The 17,472-nt window shown below is 65.2% G+C and carries 13 protein-coding genes; 8 read left to right on the forward strand and 5 right to left on the reverse strand.

The annotated features are described in order from the left end of the window. Nucleotides 1–62: 62 nt before the first annotated feature. Nucleotides 63–2,570, forward strand: coding sequence for a hybrid sensor histidine kinase/response regulator (locus AWB74_RS09335; RefSeq protein ID WP_061146486.1), 2,508 nt, complete (start codon nucleotides 63–65; stop codon nucleotides 2,568–2,570). Here the strand turns inward: AWB74_RS09335 and AWB74_RS09340 are convergent. Further along, nucleotides 2,512–4,446, reverse strand: a complete 1,935-nt coding sequence (locus AWB74_RS09340; RefSeq protein WP_087038918.1) for a CaiB/BaiF CoA-transferase family protein — start codon at nucleotides 4,444–4,446, stop codon at nucleotides 2,512–2,514. The two genes, AWB74_RS09335 and AWB74_RS09340, sit on opposite strands and share 59 nt — an antisense overlap. A 58-nt stretch (nucleotides 4,447–4,504) precedes the next feature. Between AWB74_RS09340 and AWB74_RS09345 the strand changes: the two genes are divergently transcribed. Beyond that, nucleotides 4,505–5,389, forward strand: a complete 885-nt coding sequence (locus tag AWB74_RS09345) for a LysR substrate-binding domain-containing protein (RefSeq protein ID WP_061146673.1) — start codon at nucleotides 4,505–4,507, stop codon at nucleotides 5,387–5,389. Between the two features lie 4 nt (nucleotides 5,390–5,393). On the opposite strand, the gene AWB74_RS09350 is transcribed toward AWB74_RS09345, so the two are convergent. Both AWB74_RS09350 and AWB74_RS09355 read right to left on the reverse strand, forming a co-directional pair. Beyond that, entirely contained in the window at nucleotides 5,394–6,197 is an 804-nt protein-coding gene (locus AWB74_RS09350) for an enoyl-CoA hydratase/isomerase family protein (protein ID WP_061146487.1), read from the reverse strand. 10 nt (nucleotides 6,198–6,207) lie between these two features. Further along, the gene (locus AWB74_RS09355; RefSeq protein ID WP_061146488.1) at nucleotides 6,208–6,963 is read right to left on the reverse strand and encodes an SDR family NAD(P)-dependent oxidoreductase; all 756 of its coding nucleotides are present in this window, start codon (nucleotides 6,961–6,963) and stop codon (nucleotides 6,208–6,210) included. 191 nt (nucleotides 6,964–7,154) lie between these two features. Here AWB74_RS09355 and AWB74_RS09360 point away from each other — a divergent pair, with 191 nt between their 5' ends. Next, on the forward strand, nucleotides 7,155–8,456 hold the full coding sequence (locus AWB74_RS09360) for an MFS transporter (RefSeq protein WP_061146489.1): 1,302 nt from the start codon (nucleotides 7,155–7,157) through the stop codon (nucleotides 8,454–8,456). Between the two features lie 55 nt (nucleotides 8,457–8,511). Beyond that, a complete protein-coding gene (locus tag AWB74_RS09365) occupies nucleotides 8,512–9,684 on the forward strand; it encodes a thiolase family protein (RefSeq protein WP_061146490.1) in 1,173 nt (390 codons plus the stop codon). On the opposite strand, the gene AWB74_RS09370 is transcribed toward AWB74_RS09365, so the two are convergent. Further along, on the reverse strand, nucleotides 9,665–10,444 hold the full coding sequence (locus AWB74_RS09370) for a DeoR/GlpR family DNA-binding transcription regulator (RefSeq protein ID WP_061146491.1): 780 nt from the start codon (nucleotides 10,442–10,444) through the stop codon (nucleotides 9,665–9,667). The two genes, AWB74_RS09365 and AWB74_RS09370, sit on opposite strands and share 20 nt — an antisense overlap. Before the next feature lie 255 nt (nucleotides 10,445–10,699). Here AWB74_RS09370 and AWB74_RS09375 point away from each other — a divergent pair, with 255 nt between their 5' ends. The 4 genes from AWB74_RS09375 to AWB74_RS09390 are packed head-to-tail and all read left to right on the forward strand — an operon-like array spanning nucleotide 10,700 to nucleotide 15,420. Beyond that, nucleotides 10,700–11,716, forward strand: a complete 1,017-nt coding sequence (locus tag AWB74_RS09375) for a 2-keto-3-deoxygluconate permease (protein WP_061146492.1) — start codon at nucleotides 10,700–10,702, stop codon at nucleotides 11,714–11,716. Next, nucleotides 11,713–12,963 (forward strand): four-carbon acid sugar kinase family protein, encoded by a 1,251-nt coding sequence (locus AWB74_RS09380; protein ID WP_061146493.1) that lies wholly within the window; start codon nucleotides 11,713–11,715, stop codon nucleotides 12,961–12,963. The genes AWB74_RS09375 and AWB74_RS09380 overlap by 4 nt, the downstream gene beginning before the upstream one ends. A gap of 26 nt (nucleotides 12,964–12,989) precedes the next feature. Then, the gene (pdxA, locus tag AWB74_RS09385; protein ID WP_061124119.1) at nucleotides 12,990–13,991 is read left to right on the forward strand and encodes a 4-hydroxythreonine-4-phosphate dehydrogenase PdxA; all 1,002 of its coding nucleotides are present in this window, start codon (nucleotides 12,990–12,992) and stop codon (nucleotides 13,989–13,991) included. A 49-nt stretch (nucleotides 13,992–14,040) separates the two neighbouring features. Continuing rightward, the gene (locus tag AWB74_RS09390; RefSeq protein ID WP_061146494.1) at nucleotides 14,041–15,420 is read left to right on the forward strand and encodes a CoA transferase; all 1,380 of its coding nucleotides are present in this window, start codon (nucleotides 14,041–14,043) and stop codon (nucleotides 15,418–15,420) included. Between the two features lie 99 nt (nucleotides 15,421–15,519). Here the strand turns inward: AWB74_RS09390 and AWB74_RS09395 are convergent, their stop codons facing one another. Further along, nucleotides 15,520–17,331 (reverse strand): L-lactate permease, encoded by a 1,812-nt coding sequence (locus tag AWB74_RS09395; RefSeq protein WP_061146495.1) that lies wholly within the window; start codon nucleotides 17,329–17,331, stop codon nucleotides 15,520–15,522. Between the last annotated feature and the right edge of the window lie 141 nt (nucleotides 17,332–17,472).

Here is a 17,472-nt window from a genome sequence, read left to right on the forward strand (position 1 = left end):
CCGCAAACGATTGCCGCCAATCTATGTTCCAATGGCTCCGATGCATCGAGCGAACTAGGCCTATGCGGACACAATACGAGGCATCCACACCGGACCGGAAAATCAAGGCGGAACACAGGCGTCAGGCGCATTTCCAGCGATGGTTCGCCACCTTCGCCAGTCTCGCCCACTCGCGCCTGCCGCTTCCCGCCTATCTCCAGAAAGTCACCGACACGCTGAGGGAAGTCGCAGGCGTCGCGTCCGCGGTCGTCGAATGGATCGAAGGCGACGAGCTTTTGTATCTCGCGGCGAGCGGCGCGGCGGCGGCGCACATCGGCGTGCGGCTGCCGACGTCGGGCAGCCTGTCGGGACTTTCCATCACGCGTCAGCAGGCGCTCATCTGCCGCCATGCAGCGACGGATCATCGCGTGGATCGCGCGGCGTGCGAGGCGGTCGGCGCCGTGTCCATGGTCGTCGCGCCCGTCGTCTACGAAGGCCGCTCGGTCGCGGTGCTGAAACTCATCTCCGGCGAAGTCGATTATTTCGGGCAATCCGACATCAGCATTCTCAATGCGTTCTGCGCGTGCATCGCGGAGACCATCGCGCGGGAAGAGATCGCGCAGGAAAATCGCAAGCTCGTGAAGGAAAACGCGAACGTCGCGGCGGATCTGACCGTCGAGTCGTCGCTGCGCATCGAGTACGAAAAGAAGCTCGCCGATGCCATGCGCCGCCGTCAGACGGTGCTCGACAACGCGCACGTCGCGTTCGTATCGATGGACGAAGCCGGCATGACCGTCGACTGGAACGAGGCGGCCACACTGCTATTCGGCTGGAAGCCGCATGAGGTGACGGGCAAGGATCTCGCGTCGTTCATCGTGCCGGAGCGCTTTCGCGACGCGCATCGCGCCGGACTCACGCGCTATCTCGCGACAGGCGAGGCGCGCATGATCAACAAGCGCGTCGAGCTGCCCTCGCTGCGCCGCGATGGCAGCGAGTTCACCGCCGAGCTCACGATCAGCGAAGTCTGGTACGAAGGCCAGCGCCAGTTCGCATGCTTCGTGCACGACATCACCGACCGGCGCGCCGCGACCGAGGCGAACGAACGCTTGCGCCTGCTCATCAACTCGGTAAGCGACTACGCGATCTGCATGCTCGACCAGAACGGCCACGTGCGCTCGTGGAACGACGGCGCGCACGCGATCTACGGCTTCACGTCGGCGGAAGCGATCGGCCGCCACTTCGCGCTCTTCTATACCTCCGACGAGCACGGCCGCGACCGTCCCGGCGAGGATCTCATGCTCGCGGCGCAACGCGGGCGTGTCGAGCACGAAGACTGGCACGTGCGCAAGGACGGCTCCGAGTTCTGGGCGCACATGATCCTGAGCGCGCTGCCGAACGCGAACGGCAACGCGCAGGGTTTCGTGCAAATCACGCGCGACATGACGGCGCGGCGGCGTCTCGAAGAGCTCGAAGCATCGAGCCGGCGCATGAACGAGTTTCTCGCGCTGCTGGGGCACGAGCTGCGCAATCCGCTCGCACCGATCCGCAACGCGGTGAGCATCCTGAAGCTGAAGGCATCGGATGACGCCGACGTGATCCGCAGCCGCCAGATCGTCGATCGACAGCTCGCGCATCTGACGAAGCTCGTCGACGACCTGCTCGAAGCCGGGCGCGTGAGTTCCGGCAAGATCCGCCTGACGACGGAGACCGTCGATATTGCCGATGTCGTGCATCTGAGCGTCGAAGCGAGCGAACCTTTGTGCGACGCGCGCGGGCAGCGCATCGTCGTGCAGACGGGCGGCCAGCCGCTCTACGTCAACGGCGATCCGACGCGGCTCGTGCAGGCGCTCAACAATCTGCTCAACAACGCATCGAAGTTCAGCCCGCACGATTCGATCATCACGCTCGAAGTCGGTCCACGCGGCGGCTCGGTGCTGGTGCGCGTGACCGACGAAGGCCGCGGCATATCGCCGGACGCGCTCGGCATCGTGTTCGATCTGTTCGTGCAGGAGCATCCGCCGGGCGCGCATCCCGACGAGGGCGGCCTCGGCATCGGCCTGACGCTCGTGCGCGCAATCGCCGAGCTGCACGGCGGCCATGTCGAAGCTAAGAGCGGCGGCGCGGGACGCGGCAGCGCCTTCTCGCTGTGGCTGCCGCTCGCCGAGCCGCCTGCGAGCGACGCAACCACGGGCGCGGCGCCGTCGGCGATCGCGAGCCGTCAGCTCGATGTGCTCGTCGTCGACGACAACCGCGATTCCGCCGACAGCATGACGCTGCTCGTCGACATGCTCGGCCACAGCGCGCGCGCCGCCTACGATGGCGCGGGCGCGCTCGATTCATTCGATGCAACGCGGCCCCAGGTCGTGCTGCTCGATCTCTCGATGCCCGGCATGACGGGCTTCGACGTGATCCGCCGGATGCGCGACGAGGATGACAAGCCCGGCCGCCGCGTGATCGTCGCGGCGATGACGGGCCTCGGTTCCGACGAAGACATCGCGCGCACGCGCGCCGCCGGTTTCGACGCGCATCTCGTCAAGCCGGTCGATCTTCCGGAACTGGAGCGCGTGCTGGCGCTGGCGGGGCGCGTCTGAAGCCTTGCGCCGCGCCCGGCACCGCGCGCACGCTGGCGGGCGTCTTCGCCAGCCGATAAGGCACTTTCAGCACTGGCCAGAACGCGCCGTTCGCATCGCGCGCGGCGCTCAATACGTCGGCGAGAAAATCGCCGTCTTCGAGCAGTTCATCGACGCGCACGACCGGCACCGCTTGCGCAAGTTTCTGCGCCGCGACTTTCTTCGGCAGCGTGATGCAGCCTGCGCGTTCGGCGTCGGTGACATCGCCTTCGACCCACACGTGGCCGTCGAGACACGCAAGCGCCTGTCCGCGCGATGGTTCACGGCCCGCCGCGAACAACGCGCACCACGCGGCGACGTCCTGCATCGATATTTCGATGAACGCGCCCGCTTCTTCCCTTCGCGATGCCAGCCGCGCGACGATCGCGAAAAGCGCCGCCTGACCGCCGAGAATATCCGCGCCCGAAGCGCCGATCTTGACCGGCGCGCCATCGCTGCGCGTGAGATCCATGAGGCCGCCCATCGCCTGAATGACGGTGTCGAACGCGGGCCGCGACGGATACGCCGACTCGATCCCGAAGCCCGATATCGAGCAATAGACGAGACGAGGATTGATCGCGCCGAGCGTCTCGCGCGTGAAGCCGAGTTTCGCGAGCGCACCGGGACGCAGGTTTTCGACGAGCACGTCGGCATCCGCGAGCAGCGTGCGCAAGTGCGCGCGATCGCTTTCCTGCTTGAGATCGAGCGCGATCGTCTCCTTGTCCGTGTTGTTGAGCGCGAAGAAATAGCTGGTGCCGCCCTGCCCCGGCAGCCACGAACGCGCGACTTCGCCCTCGGGCGGCTCGATCTTCACGACATGCGCGCCGAGCGCCGCAAGATGCTTGGCGACGAGCGGCGCCGTCGTGTACTGGCCGATTTCGATGACCTTGACCCCCGCGAGCGGCGCATTACTGCCCTCTTCACAGGTTTCCGGCTCTCTTTCGGCGCGCGTCTGACTCAACACCGACGCTTCGAAGATCGAAACATGCTTGTACGTATCGGCATCGATGCCGTTCGTTTCGATCGAAGTCGCCGCCTCTGCATGACGCATGCGAAAGTTCGGCTCGCGCGGCAATTCCCCGATGCCGACGATCGGCCCCGCCGCCACGCCGATGCGCTCGCAGATGCGCGTGCAATCGTCGGTGGCGAGCGTCGTCGTCCACGTTTCGATGAGCGCGTCGAGTTCATCGACATGTTGCACGCGACCGCTGAGCGTCTCGAAACGCGCGTCGTCGAGTTGCGGCACGGACGCTTCCTGCCTGAGCTTGCGCCATTGCTCTTCGGTGCTCGTGCAGATCAGAATCCAGCCGTCGCGAGTGCGGTAGGCATTCCACGGCGCGCACGCCGGATGGCGATTGCCCACACGCGCCGCCGTGCGGCGCGCGAATGCCGCGGGCAGGAAAGTCGTGAGCGCGCTCGCCGCACAGCCGCTCAATGTCACGCCGATGTTCTGCACGATGCCGCGCGTGCGCTTCACACGCACCGCCGACGCAATCGCCGCCGACGCATACAGCGCCGCCGATACTTCCGTGAACGGAATGCCGATGCGCACCGGCGCGCCGTGCGCGAAGCCGGTCGTGTCCATGAGGCCGCTCATCGCCTGGATTTGCGCATCGGACCAGGGCGTGCCGGAACGCGAATCCTGCGGCGATGTCGCGGTGATATCGCACACGATGCTTGCGTCCGATGCTTTCCAGCCAGCGGCATCATCCATATCCGACGAAATCACGATCACGTCGTAATCCATCGAATCCGCCGCGGCGAAATCCACCATCGCGCCCGCGCGTTCGAGCAAAGTCGCGCACAGCTTCACCGCATCGCGCGCGCCGCACGCCAGCACTTTCAAACCTTCCAGCATGATCGTCTCCTTGTTTCTACGGCTGGCGCGTCATCGCGCACATTGCTACCATTTTTTGATGCGAACCCTACCGTCACTCAACGCGCTGCGCGCCTTCGAAGTCTGCGGCCGCCTGCTCAGCATTCAGCTCGCCGCCGATGAGCTGAACGTCACGCCCGCCGCCGTCAGCCGGCAGATCAAGCTGCTCGAAGATCAGCTCGGCGTGCTGCTCTTCGAGCGCGGGCATCGCGCGATCACGCTCACGCCGATGGGCTCGCGCTATCTCGCCGACGTCATCCGCAGCTTCGACACCTTGCGCACCGCGACCGTCAATCTCACCGAGGCGCGGCGCCGGCGCACGCTGAAAATCCGCGCCTACACGACCTTTTCGATGAACTGGCTGCTGCCGCGCCTTTCAACGTTTCATCGCGATCATCCGGATATCGAAGTGAGCCTGACGACATCGCTTCAGCCGGTCGACTTCAACAGCGAAGACGTCGATGGCGCGATTCGTCTTTCGCATGCGCCGTCATCCGATCTCGGCTTCGACCGGCTCGTGCCGAACGAACTCGTGCCCGTGTGCAGCCCGGCGTTTCTGCAATCGCATCCCGATCTCGGCGACGCCACGCCCGAAGCCTTGCGCAACGTGCCGCTATTGCATTCGCTCGCGCGCCGCGAGGACTGGGCCACATGGCTCGACGCCGCCGGCGTGCGCGGCGTGAATCCGCTCGGCGGCCTCTCCTACGAAAGCTCGATCCTCGCGTACTTCGCAGCGACGCAAGGGCACGGCATCGCGATGGCGCAGCGCGTGCTCGTCGCGGATCAGTTGCAGGCGGGCACGCTCGTGATGCCGTTTTCCTTCGTGCTCGATCTCGGCGCGTTCACGTACTACCTGATCTATCCGCCCGCGCATCTGTCGAATCCCGAGTTCGCCGCGTTTCGCACGTGGCTGCTTTCTGCGTGATGATTCAACGTCCGCGATAAACCGGCTTGCGCTTCTCCGCGAACGCCTTGCGCCCTTCGACGCGGTCTTCCGATTCGCGCATCGCGCCCCACGCGAGTTCGGTGAATTCGAGCGCCTGCGCGAGCGGCACGTTGGCGCTCGTCTCGATGACCTTCTTGATCATCTGCACCGCGAGCGGCCCATTCGATGCGATGCTTCGCGCGAGCGTGAGCGCATCGTCGAGCAACGCTTCCGGCTCCGCGATATCCGATATCAAACCGATCCGATGCGCATACTCCGCATCGATCTTTGCGCCGGTGAACAGCATCTTCATCGCAACCGCGGACGGCACCGCGCGCTGCAACGCCTGAATGCCGCACACGGCCGGAATGCTTGCGACGACCGCTTCCGGCAACCCGAACACCGCGCTCTTCGATGCGATGCGCAGATCGCATTGCAGCGCGAGTTCGAGCCCGCCGCCGAGGCAATAACCATTGATCGCGGCGATCATCGGCTTGAAGATGCGCAGCGAACTCAGCTCCATTAATCGCACGTAGATGCCTTCCGCGCCCGCGCGATCGATCGACTTCACGAACGACGATCCGAACGAAGTCGATGGCGGCAAGGTGCGCTTCAGATCCGCGCCGACGCAAAACGATTTCGCGCCCGCGCCGGTGATGACGATGACGCGCACGTCGTCATCGTCGCGTGCATCGGCGAGATGCGCGCGCAGTTCGGTGAGGCTGTCGAGATCGAGCGCGTTGAGCGCTTCGGGCCGATCGAGCGTCACGACGGCGACGTGATCGGACACGCTATAGCGAATGGTCATCGTCGTCTCCTTACACGCTCGGCGACGCGAGCGAGCGCCCGCCGCACACATAGAGCGTCTGTCCGGTGATGTACGACGCCTCGGGCCGCGCGAAAAAGCGCACCGCTTCCGCGATATCGTCGGGCGTGCCGATGCGCTGCACCGGCACCGATTTCTTCAGCTTCTCCTGAAGCTCGTTATCGAAGGCCTGAAACAATGGCGTATCGACGATGCCGGGCGCGACCGCGTTCACCGTCACGCCGTCCTTCGCCCATTCGAGCGCGAGACTGCGCGTGAGACTCACGACGCCGCCCTTCGCCGCTGAATAGTTCGTCTGCCCCGCGCCGCCGAGCCATGCGCGCGACGAGATGTTCACGATGCGCCCGTACTTCGCCGCGCTCATGTGCGTGAGCACCGCGCGGCAGCACAGGAATTGCGACTTGAGATTGACATCGATGACGGCGTCCCAATCGTCGTCGCTCATGCGCGTGATGCGCTTGTCGCGCACGATGCCCGCGTTGTTCACGAGCACGTCGATTCTTTGAAAGCGCTGGGTCACGGCTTCTACCGCGTGATTCACCGATGCGCTGTCCGTGACATCGACGGGCAGCGCGATCACATCTGCGCCTTCCGCTGAAAGACGCGTCGCGGCTTCATCTAGCGCGGCGCGATCGAGATCGAATAGCGCGATGCGCTTGCCATCGCGCGCCAGCCCTTGCGCGATGCCGAAACCGATGCCTTTCGCGCCACCTGTGACGATCGCGACTTCTTTTGCCGTTGCATTCATTGCTGTCTCCTTGAACGAATGCCTCGATGCTAGGACTTCATACGGCACGCACTCAAACGACATTTTTTGCGAGCTTGATTGAGTTTTCCTGATCGAGAAAAACTCAATCGAAAGCGCAAAAAATGTCGGTTGAGCGACGGATAAGCCAAACCTACGATGCGTCCATCACATACCCACACGGAGACGACATCATGGACACCACGCTACCGAACGTCGCGGAACCCGCCGCGACGCCGCTTACGCGAACGCAGAAGAAAGCGATCATCGCGGCCACGCTCGGCACCATCGTCGAGTTCACGGACTGGATCATCTACGCGACGTTCGCGTCGCTGTTCTCGCGGCAGTTCTTCCCCGCCGACAACGCCAGCATCGCGCTGCTCGCGACCTTCGCGGTGTTCGCGGTCGGCTTCGTGATGCGGCCCATCGGCGGCGCGCTGCTCGGCGCTTATGCGGACCGCCACGGCCGCAAGAACGGACTTGCGCTGTCCGTGGCGCTGATGGCGGGCAGCTCGCTCGTCATCGCGGCGTGTCCCGCTTATGCGTCGATCGGCGTCGCCGCGCCGCTCGTGCTCGTCGCGGCGCGGCTCGTGCAGGGCTTCGCCGCAGGCGGCGAGTTCGGCTCGGCATCGACGTTCCTGATGGAATCGGCGTCACCGTCGCGGCGCGGCTTCGCCGGGTCGTGGCAGCACTTCGCGGTGAACGCGGGCGTGCTCGTGGCGGCATCGATCGGCGCGCTGCTCACGTCGATGATCGACGCGCCTTCGATGGCCGCGTGGGGCTGGCGCATCGCGTTCACGATCGCCGGGCTGATGGGCTTCGTCGCGCTGTGGTTCCGGCTCGCCGTCGCTGAAACCGATGCGTTCAAGAAGAGCGCGTCCGCACGGCAGCACACACGCCATCCGTTTGTCACGATCGTGCGTGAACACCGGCGCGCGGCGCTGCGTGTGATCGGCATCGCGATGGCGGGCAATCTGTGCGTCTATCTCTGGCTCGTGATGTTTCCGACGCTCGCCCATATGCGCGGCCTGCCGCTGCGCGATGCGTTCAGCGCGAGCGTCGTCTCGATCGTCGTGTCGCTGGTCGCGATTCCGCTGCTCGGCATGCTGTCGGACCGCATCGGACGCAAGCCCGTGCTGATCGCGTTCGCCGCCGGCTCCGCGCTCTTCGCCTGGCCCGCGCTGCACTTTCTTGGCAACGACTACTGGACCGCGACGGTCATCGTCAGCATCGGCATGTTGCTGTCGTCGGGTTTCGCCGCGACCTGCGCCACCGTGATGGCCGAGCAGTTCCCCGCGCATGTCCGGGCGACGGGCGTCGCGCTGCCTTATGCGGTATCGGCGGCGCTCTTCGGCGGCACGCTGCCGACGGTCGTCACCGCGATGAACAACGCCGGCATCGCGCAATACCTGTGGATCTACGTGGCCATCGTGTGCGTGGCGAGCTGCATCGTCTATGCCCGCATGCCGGAAACGCGCGGCAAGACGCTCGACTAAGGCTCGACTAAGGCCCGACTAAAACCTTCCCTTTTCAAATGCAATGGAGACAACCATGCGTAAAGTAGTGATCGGCGGCGTCGGCATGACGCCCTTCGGCAAGTTCCTCGAACGCAATCTGAAGTCGCTGGCGGAAGAAGCAGTGTCGCTCGCATTGAAGGACGCACACGTCACCGTGAACGATGTCGACCGCGTGTTCTTCGGCAACGCGGCGGCGGGCGTCGTCACGGGACAGGAGATGATTCGCGCGCAGTCGTCGCTGCGCAATACCGGGCTCGACGGCAAGCCGATGTTCAACGTCGAGAACGCGTGCGCATCCGGCAGCTCGGCGCTCAATCTCGCGTGGCTCGCGGTGGCGTCGGGGCAGGCGGAAACGGCGCTCGTCGTCGGCGTGGAGAAGCTGTCGCACGAAGACAAGTCGGTTTCGTTCGGCGCGTTCGCGAAGGCCGTCGATCTCGAAGAGCCGCTGCCCGAAGGCGTGACGACCGGCACGGGCTCGCTTTTCATGGACCTCTACGCCGCGAAGGCGCGCAAATGGATGGAGAAGACCGGCGCGGAAGCGAGCGATTTCGCGCGCGTCGTCGTGAAGAGCCGTCACGCGGGCTCGCTCAATCCGCATGCGCAATTCCGCAAGGAAACCAGCGTCGAGGAAGTCTTGACGAGCCGCATGGTCAGCGATCCGCTGACGCTTTTCATGTGCTCGTCGATCGGCGATGGCGGCGCGGCCGTGTTCATCTGCTCCGAGGATTTCGCGGCGAAGCACGATATTCAGCCGGTGTTCATCCGCGCGAGCTCGATCGTGTCGGCGAAAGCGGATGGTTCGGGCGAACTGGTGGCGGTGCGCGCGGCGCGCGAGGCGTATGAGGAAGCGGGCATCGGGCCGGAGGACGTGCATGTCGTCGAATTGCACGATGCGTCCGCGCCCGCCGAGCTGATCCACTACGAGAATCTCGGCCTGTGCGCGCCCGGCGATGCGCCGAAGCTCATCCGTTCGGGCGATACGGATATTGGCGGAAGAATCAGCGTGAATCCGAGCGGCGGCTTGCTGTCGCGCGGGCATCCGGTGGGCGCGACGGGCGTCGCGCAGATCGTCGAGTTGACGCAGCAGTTGCGCGGCAAGGCGGGCGCGCGGCAACGGCCCGGCGCGAAGGTCGCGCTCGCGGAGAACAACGGCGGTCAGCTCGCGGGCGATTCGGCCGTCGCGCTCGTCACGATTCTTTCGACGTAATCTCCGCGGTTTCCACCGTCACATTCCCCAGCCCTTCGAAGCGCGCGCGTATCGGCGCTTCGACCAGCGCATCGGTGACGAGGGTCCAGTTGCGCTCCAGCGGCGTCCAGTGCTGCTGGCTCGCGCGCTCCAGCTTGTTCGACGTCACCAGCACGAACACGCCCGCCGCCTGGCTCGCGATGCATTCCTTCAGAAACGCCTGCTCCGCCGTCGCTTCGCACAGCCCGCGCCCCGCGACGACGCCATCCGCGCCCAAAAACGCCTTGTCGAACGTCACGCGCGTAAGCGCCACCTGCGCGAGCGCCCCGAGCGTGCTCATGCTCGACGGCCGCACGTCGCCGCCGATCAGCGTCACGCGCACATCCGCCGCCGCCAGCACGCTCACCGCCAGCAGATTGTTCGTGACGACGTGAATCTCCTTGCGTCCCGCGAGGCAGCGCGCGAGCGCGGCAGTGGTCGTGCCGCCGTCGAGAAAGATCGTGTCGCCGTCCTGCACATGCCGCGCCGCCGCGCGCGCAATCGCTTCCTTTTGCTCCCGAAAACTCTCGCGCCGCGTATCGAGCGATTCTTCCGGCTCGTGCATGCCCACCGACGCCGCGCCGCCATACGTGCGCACGATGCGCCGTTCGTCGGCGAGCGCGCGCAGGTCGCGACGCACCGTCGCCTCCGACATGCCGAAGTGCCCGCACAGCGCGGCGACATCGTTCATGCCGGACAGCACGGCCTTGAGCATCGCCTCACGGCGTTTCTCGACTTTCATCCTTCTCCCTGAATGCTTGCGGTTCTGGCGGCGACGCACAGTGTAGCGGGTCTGCCGAATGCTCCTATCGGCTTCGAACGCGTGACGGATATTTTGATCGGTTCGATCATTCGAGCAGGCAAAACGGTTCGAATCGATCAGAGTAAACACTAACATCGAGCGATTTGCGCAAAAAGCACGAGAGGACTACACTCCGATTTGATCGATTCGATCAATCCATGACCGAATCGGACAGAAACCACCGTGGAGACTTGCATGGCTCAGATTCACATCAAGCGCGCCGTCGAGCGCGTTCCTGGCGGGATGATGATCGTTCCGCTGCTGATCGGCTCGCTGATCGCGACGTTCATGCCCGGCATGCCGAAGTTCTTCGGCTCGTTCACGAACGCGCTCTTCACCGGCGCGCTGCCGATTCTCGCGGTGTTCTATGTGTGCATGGGCGCGAGCATCGACGTGAAGGCAACGCCGTATCTCATCAAGAAAGGCGGCGCGCTCTTCGCGACGAAAGTCGGCACGGCGATCGTCGCGGGCATCGTGCTCGGGCATTTCCTCGGCGAGCAGCCGATCACGTCGGGCCTGTTCGCGGGCATTTCGACGCTCGCCGTCGTCGCCGCGATGAACGACACGAACGGCGGCCTCTACATGGCGCTGATGGGCCAGTACGGTCGCTCGGAAGACGTCGGCGCGTACACGATCATGTCGCTCGAATCCGGCCCGTTCCTGACGATGGTCACGCTCGGCGTCGCGGGCCTCTCCGCGTTTCCGTGGCCGACGCTCGTCGGCAGCATCCTGCCGCTCGCGGTCGGCATGCTGCTCGGCAATCTCGATCGCGAGATGCGCGATTTCCTCGCCCGCGCCGTGCCCGTGATGATTCCGTTCTTCGCGCTGGCGCTCGGCGCCGGGCTGGATCTGCACAAGGTCTGGCAAGCCGGCCTGCTCGGCATCGGCCTAGGCCTCGCGGTCGTCATCGTGACGGGCATTCCGCTCTACTTCGCGGATCGTCTGACGGGCGGCACGGGCGTCGCGGGTGCGGCGGCGGCGAACACCGCGGGCAACGCGGCAGCGGTTCCGGCGTTGATCGCGGCGGCCAATCCGGTGTATGAAGCAGCCGCGAAATCGGCGACGCTGCTCGTCGCGGCATGCGTGGTCGTGACGGCCATCGTCTCGCCGATTCTCACGGCGTCGATCGCGAAGCGCGTGAATGCGCGGAATCAGGCGCGCGCGTCGTCCGAATCGAAGTCACGCGCGAAGGCGAGCGAGGCCACGCAATGAAGAGCTTGCTGATCGTCGCCGACGATCTGTCGGGGGCCGCGGACTGCGCAATCCCGTTCGCGGCGGCGGGTTTGAAGACGGTCGTATCGCTCGATGCGAATGCGTCGCACGATGACGCGGCCGTCATCGCCGCCGACACCGACACGCGCCGCCTCGCCCCCGCCGATGCGGCGAAGCGCACGGCGAGCGCGTGGCAGGCGTTGCGCGCGCCGGGGCGGCGTCTGTACAAGAAGATCGATTCGACCTTGCGCGGAAACTGGACCGCCGAAGTCGCGGCGCTGACGAAGCTCGCCGGGCCGGCGATCGTCACGCCCGCGTTTCCGGCGACGGGCCGCACCGTGCGCGACGGCCGCGTGATCGTGCGCGGGGTGCCGCTCGAAGACACCGAAACGTGGAAGCTCGAGAACGCCGGACGGAACGCGGAACTGCGCGCGATGCTCGACATGGTCGGCTTGCGCACCGCGCTGGTTTCGCTCGATGCGTTGCGCGCCGCGCCGCAGGACATCGCCGCGATGGTGGCGTCGGCGGCGACGGCGAACGGCATCGACGCGATCATCGTCGATGCCGAAACCAGCGATGATCTCGCCACGCTCGCCCGCGTGACCGCATCCGTCGATGCGCAATTTTTCTGGGTCGGCTCGGGCGGACTCGCGCGCGAGCTGGCCGCTTTGCCCGATTTGTTCGATGCGAACGCTTCCGTGAAAGCGACGTGTTCCATCGACCCGACGCAAGGCCCGATCCTCGCGCTCGTCGGCAGTCTTTCGGCGATTTCAGAGCGTCAATGCGCGATGCTCTGCGCCGAAGCCGGCGTCTGCGAAATGATCGTGCCGCCCGACGTGTTGCGCGACGGCGCGCGGCATCCGGAATGGCGGACGTGGGGCGAACGCATCGGCGCGAAAGTGCGTGGCAAGGAAGATGCGATCGTTCGCATCGGCCGCGACGACGCGTTCGATCCCGCCGAAGGCGCGCTGCTGTCGAACGCGCTGGCGGCGCTCGTCGCGCCTTCGTTCGATGCGCTCGGCGGGCTCATCGCGACCGGCGGCGAAACCGCGCGCGCGATGCTCGCCGCCGCGAAGGTCGGCAGCCTGGAGCTCGTCACCGAGATCGAGGCGGGCGTCGCGCTCGGGCGGCCATCGAATGGCGGCGGACCTTCGATCGTCACCAAAGCCGGCGCGTTCGGCAGCGAGCATGCGCTGCTCGGCGCCTATTTGCATTTGCGCGGCGCGGATCTTCCCGTCGCGCGTTGAGAACAGACATCACCAGACCCCACATCATGAGCAACTATCTCCCCGTAATCGGCATCACGATGGGCGACGCGAGCGGCGTCGGCCCGGAAGTCGTCGTCAAGAGCCTCGCGCACGATGCGGTCTACAAGCAGTGCCGTCCCCTCGTGATCGGCGATGTGCGCCGCCTCGAACGCGCGAATGAACTCGTCGGCGGCAAGGCGACGGTGCGCCGCATCAAGGACGCAACCGAAGCGCGTTACGAGCCGGGCGTGATCGACTGCATCGACCTCGGCCTGATTCCCGACGATCTGCCCTTCGGCGAGCTGTCGGCGATCGCGGGCGATGCGGCGTATCAGTACATCGCGCGCGCCGTCGAACTGGCGCAGGCGAATCAGATCGACGCGATCTGCACCGCGCCGCTCAACAAGGAAGCGCTGCACGCGGGCGGTCACAAGTTTCCCGGCCATACGGAAATGCTCGCGCATCTGACGGGCGTCGACGAAGTCTCGATGATGCTCGTCGCGCCGCAATTGCGCGTGATCCACGTGACGACGCATATCGGCATCATCGATGCGATCCGCAAGATCGAGCCGGGTCTCGTGCAGCGCACGATCGAGCGCGGCAACGCAACGCTCGTGAAGGCGGGCATTGCGAAGCCGCGCATCGGCGTGTGCGGGATCAATCCGCATGCGGGCGAAAACGGCCTCTTCGGTTACGGCGAGGAAGAGGAGAAGATCATTCCGGCCGTGAAGGTCTTGCAGGAACGCGGACTCGACGTAACCGGCCCGCTGCCCGCCGATACGCTGTTCTATCGCGCGGGGCGTGGCGATTTCGATCTCGTCGTCGCGATGTATCACGATCAGGGGCACGGTCCGGTGAAGGTGCTCGGGCTCGAAGCGGGCGTGAACGTGACGGTCGGGCTCGATGTGATCCGTACGTCGGTCGATCACGGCACGGCGTTCGATATCGCGGGCAAGGGCATCGCCGATGAAGGCAGCATGCTCGAAGCGCTGCGTCAGGGCGCGGAGCTGGCGACGCGGCGTCATTGACGCTTATGGCGTGATAATGGGCGCTTCACACGACGTGCGAGCGCCCATCATGACTTTTTCCCTCGATACGCTGCGCAGCATATGGCGCATCGCCGGCTTGCCCGACGATGCGCTTTCTTACATCGACCTTCCCGGTCGCGATCCGGTTTTTCCTTCCACGTTTGCCGTCGGCACGGCGGCGCAGGCGACCATCGGCGCGGCGGCGCTCGCTGCGTGCGAGTTGGCGCATGCACGCGGCGTCGAACGCCAGCGCGTGTCCGTCGACATGACGCATGCGGCCGTCGAATGCACGGGCGCGTTCACCGTCGATGGCAAGGAACCCGAGACGTGGGGACGCTTCTCCGGTCTCTATCGATGCGCCGACGGCTATGTCCGCATTCACGCGAACTTCGAACATCATCAGGATGGCGCGCTGCGTCTGCTCGGGCTCGATCCGAAGACAGCCACGCGCGAGGATGCCGGGCGCGCGTTGCTGGCGTGGCGCGGCTGCGATTTCGAGGATGCGGCGGCGGCGCAAGGGCTTGTCGTCACGATGCTGCGCACGTTCGATGAATGGGATGCGACGCCGCAGGGGCAGGCTATCGCCGGGCAGCCGCTGATGACGATCACGCGCATCGGCGATGCTTCGCCTCGCTCGTTGCCTTCCTTGTCGAACGATGCGCGTCCGCTCGATGGCGTCCGTTTGCTCGATTTCACGCGCATTCTCGCGGGGCCGGTCGGCGGGCGGGCGCTCGCCGCGTTCGGCGCGGATGTGATGCTCGTGAACGCGCCGCATCTGCCAAACATTCCCGCGATCGCGGATACGAGCCGGGGCAAGCGCTCGGCGTTGCTCGATCTTCGGCTGGATCGCGATCGGGAGACGCTCTGGCGTTTGATCGATGACGCGCATGTGTTCGCGCAGGGATATCGGCCGGGCGGGATTGCTGCGCTTGGGTTCGGGCCGCAGGCGCTTGCGGAGCGCCGGCCGGGGATTGTTTATACGTCGCTGACGGCTTATGGCACGGAAGGACCGTGGGCTTCGAGGCGCGGCTTCGATTCGCTCGTGCAGACCGCGATGGGGTTCAATGCGGCCGAAGGCGAAGCTGCGGGCGATGGCAAGCCGCGGCCCTTGCCGATGCAGATGCTCGATATGGCGAGCGGGTTTTTGATGGCGTTCGGAGCCGCGGCGGCGTTGTGGAAACAACAGCGGGAGGGTGGGAGCTGGCACGTGGAGGTGTCGCTCGCGCAGACGGGGCAGTGGTTGCGGGGGTTCGGGCGTGTCGATGGCGGATTGAAGATCGCCAGGCCGGATTTCGCGGCGTATGTCGAACGGTATGGATCGGGGTTTGGCGAGTTGGCGGCGGTGCGGCCTGCGGCACGGTTGGCGCGCACGCCGGTGGGGTATGCGCGGGAATCGGAGCCGCCGGGAGCGTCAGAGGCGCGGTGGTGAGACAGTAGCCCGAGGGCCACAAATTTGCCCTTCTTATCGGTGCTTGTATCCCTGGAGCTACAACTTCGCTTTTTGTCGTGTGGCCCTTGGACTACAAACTCACCCCCCCGGCGGCACCGGAATCATCCACGGGAACACATACGCCTGCAGCATCGCGATCACGCCGATCACCGCCGCGCCCGCGATCGAATGGAAGAACACCGTCCGGAATATCGGCCCGAGCGCAAACGAGCGCTCCGTCGGATCGTCGTAGCACGCGGCGCACGCGACCATGATCGATTGCGCATCGATCATCTTGCCCATCACGCCGCCCGTCGAATTCGTCGCGACGATGAGGATCGGATTCAGATTGAGTTGCTGCGCGGTGATGCGCTGCAGGCTTCCGAAGAGCGCATTCGAAGCCGTGTCGGAGCCCGTCAGGAACACGCCGAGCCAGCCGAGGAACGCCGCGAAGAACGGATAGAACACGCCCGCGCCCGTGAACGCGAGGCCCAGGACCGCGTCGGTGCCCGAGTAGCGCGTAAGAAATCCGAGCCCGAGCACCTGCGCAATGACGAGCACCGGAATCTTCATGCGGCGCATGGTCTGCGTGAACGCATCCCGCCATTGCACAGCGGACAGACGCAGCACGAAGCCGGAAAGCATCGCCGCGACGAACACACCGGTGCCCGCCGCCGACAGCCAGTTGATCGTGAAGCGCGCCGCTTCCGCCTTCGCATTGACGGGCGCGACCGGCGGCATGCGCTGCACGAGGTTATGCAGCGCGGGCATGTCCCAGACGGGCAAAGACAGTGTGCCCTTGAACGGCGAGCCGAGAAGCGTGGTGGAGAACGTGACGCCCGCGAACACGTTGTTCAGGAATTTCTTGAACTCGGGCACGCCCCATAGCGCGCAGCACGCGATCAGGATCACCCACGGCATCCATGCATAGATGGTCTCGCCGACGGTGTACTTGTACTTCCATTCGGCCTTGTTCAACGCCACTGTCGTCGCGGTCTTGCCTTGCTGCGCGAGCGCCTCGCGCTCCGAGCGCAGCAGAAAGCGCGTCTTCGGATGCCACACGAAGCGCAGGAACAGCGCCGTGCAGATCACCGAGAACACGCCGGATACCACGTCCGTCATCAGATGCAGCGCGTGACTGCCGGACGCATAGAACTGCATGATCGCGAACGAGCCGCCCGCGCAGAGCATCGCCGGCCATACTTCGAAGACTTCCTTCCACGAGCCGCCTTCCATCTTCACGAAGGTCGCGACGAGCCAGAACGGCACCAGCACCGAGACGAATGGCAACTGATGGCCCGCCATCGCGGAGAGCGTGACCTGATCGAGTTCGCTGACGGCGGCAAGCGTGACGATCGGCGTGCCGATCGCGCCCCACGCGACCGGCGCCGTATTCGCGAGCAGATTCAGCACGGCGGACTGGAACGGCCTGAAGCCGAGCCCGACCATCACCGCCCCGGCGATCGCAACAGGCGTGCCGAATCCCGACGTGCCCTCGATGATCGCGCCAAACGAAAACGCGATCAGCACGCACTGCAGCCGCCGGTCGAACGAGATGTGGACGATCGAATCCTTGACGATCTCGAACTTGCCGGTCACGACGCTCATCGTGTAGAGAAACATCGCCGCCAGGACGATCCAGATGATGCCGAGAAAGCCCGAAAGAGAGCCGAGCGCGAAAGCCGATACCGCCGACGTCACCGGCATCCGGAACACGAGACACGAAATGATGAACGCGGCGATCACGCCGAAGAACGCCGCATACGGCGCCGATATGCCCAGATGCACGTTGCCCTGCGGATCGCGATGACGATGCAGCGCGATGAAGTAAAGCAGCGTCAGAATCGGAATCGCCGCGGCGATGGTCGACAGGAAAACGTTGCCCAGCGGATTGTAGGTCTGATGGTACATGTCGTTTCCTTGTTGATCTTAGGAATCGAAACGCGCCCGCAGTCCGGACGAGACGACACGCCGCCGGAACTGCGAGCGCCCGGGCAACCACTCTTCCTTACGGATTTACTCCCCGATTCTTTCAAGGTATAGCGGGACGAA

The organism is Caballeronia arvi (assembly GCF_001544695.2).
GTDB lineage: Bacteria > Pseudomonadota > Gammaproteobacteria > Burkholderiales > Burkholderiaceae > Caballeronia > Caballeronia arvi.

Excerpts from the sequence above, each read along its gene's own strand:
- AWB74_RS09355 (WP_061146488.1), bottom strand. The coding sequence starts at position 6,963 with ATGAATGCAACGGCAAAAGAAGTCGCGATCGTCACAGGTGGCGCGAAA.
- AWB74_RS09375 (WP_061146492.1), top strand. The coding sequence starts at position 10,700 with ATGGCTCAGATTCACATCAAGCGCGCCGTCGAGCGCGTTCCTGGCGGG.
- AWB74_RS09350 (WP_061146487.1), bottom strand. The coding sequence starts at position 6,197 with ATGACCATTCGCTATAGCGTGTCCGATCACGTCGCCGTCGTGACGCTC.
- AWB74_RS09380 (WP_061146493.1), top strand. The coding sequence starts at position 11,713 with ATGAAGAGCTTGCTGATCGTCGCCGACGATCTGTCGGGGGCCGCGGAC.
- AWB74_RS09345 (WP_061146673.1), top strand. The coding sequence starts at position 4,505 with ATGCGAACCCTACCGTCACTCAACGCGCTGCGCGCCTTCGAAGTCTGC.
- AWB74_RS09390 (WP_061146494.1), top strand. The coding sequence starts at position 14,041 with ATGACTTTTTCCCTCGATACGCTGCGCAGCATATGGCGCATCGCCGGC.
- pdxA (WP_061124119.1), top strand. The coding sequence starts at position 12,990 with ATGAGCAACTATCTCCCCGTAATCGGCATCACGATGGGCGACGCGAGC.
- AWB74_RS09335 (WP_061146486.1), top strand. The coding sequence starts at position 63 with ATGCGGACACAATACGAGGCATCCACACCGGACCGGAAAATCAAGGCG.
- AWB74_RS09370 (WP_061146491.1), bottom strand. The coding sequence starts at position 10,444 with ATGAAAGTCGAGAAACGCCGTGAGGCGATGCTCAAGGCCGTGCTGTCC.
- AWB74_RS09395 (WP_061146495.1), bottom strand. The coding sequence starts at position 17,331 with ATGTACCATCAGACCTACAATCCGCTGGGCAACGTTTTCCTGTCGACC.
- AWB74_RS09365 (WP_061146490.1), top strand. The coding sequence starts at position 8,512 with ATGCGTAAAGTAGTGATCGGCGGCGTCGGCATGACGCCCTTCGGCAAG.
- AWB74_RS09360 (WP_061146489.1), top strand. The coding sequence starts at position 7,155 with ATGGACACCACGCTACCGAACGTCGCGGAACCCGCCGCGACGCCGCTT.
- AWB74_RS09340 (WP_087038918.1), bottom strand. The coding sequence starts at position 4,446 with ATGCTGGAAGGTTTGAAAGTGCTGGCGTGCGGCGCGCGCGATGCGGTG.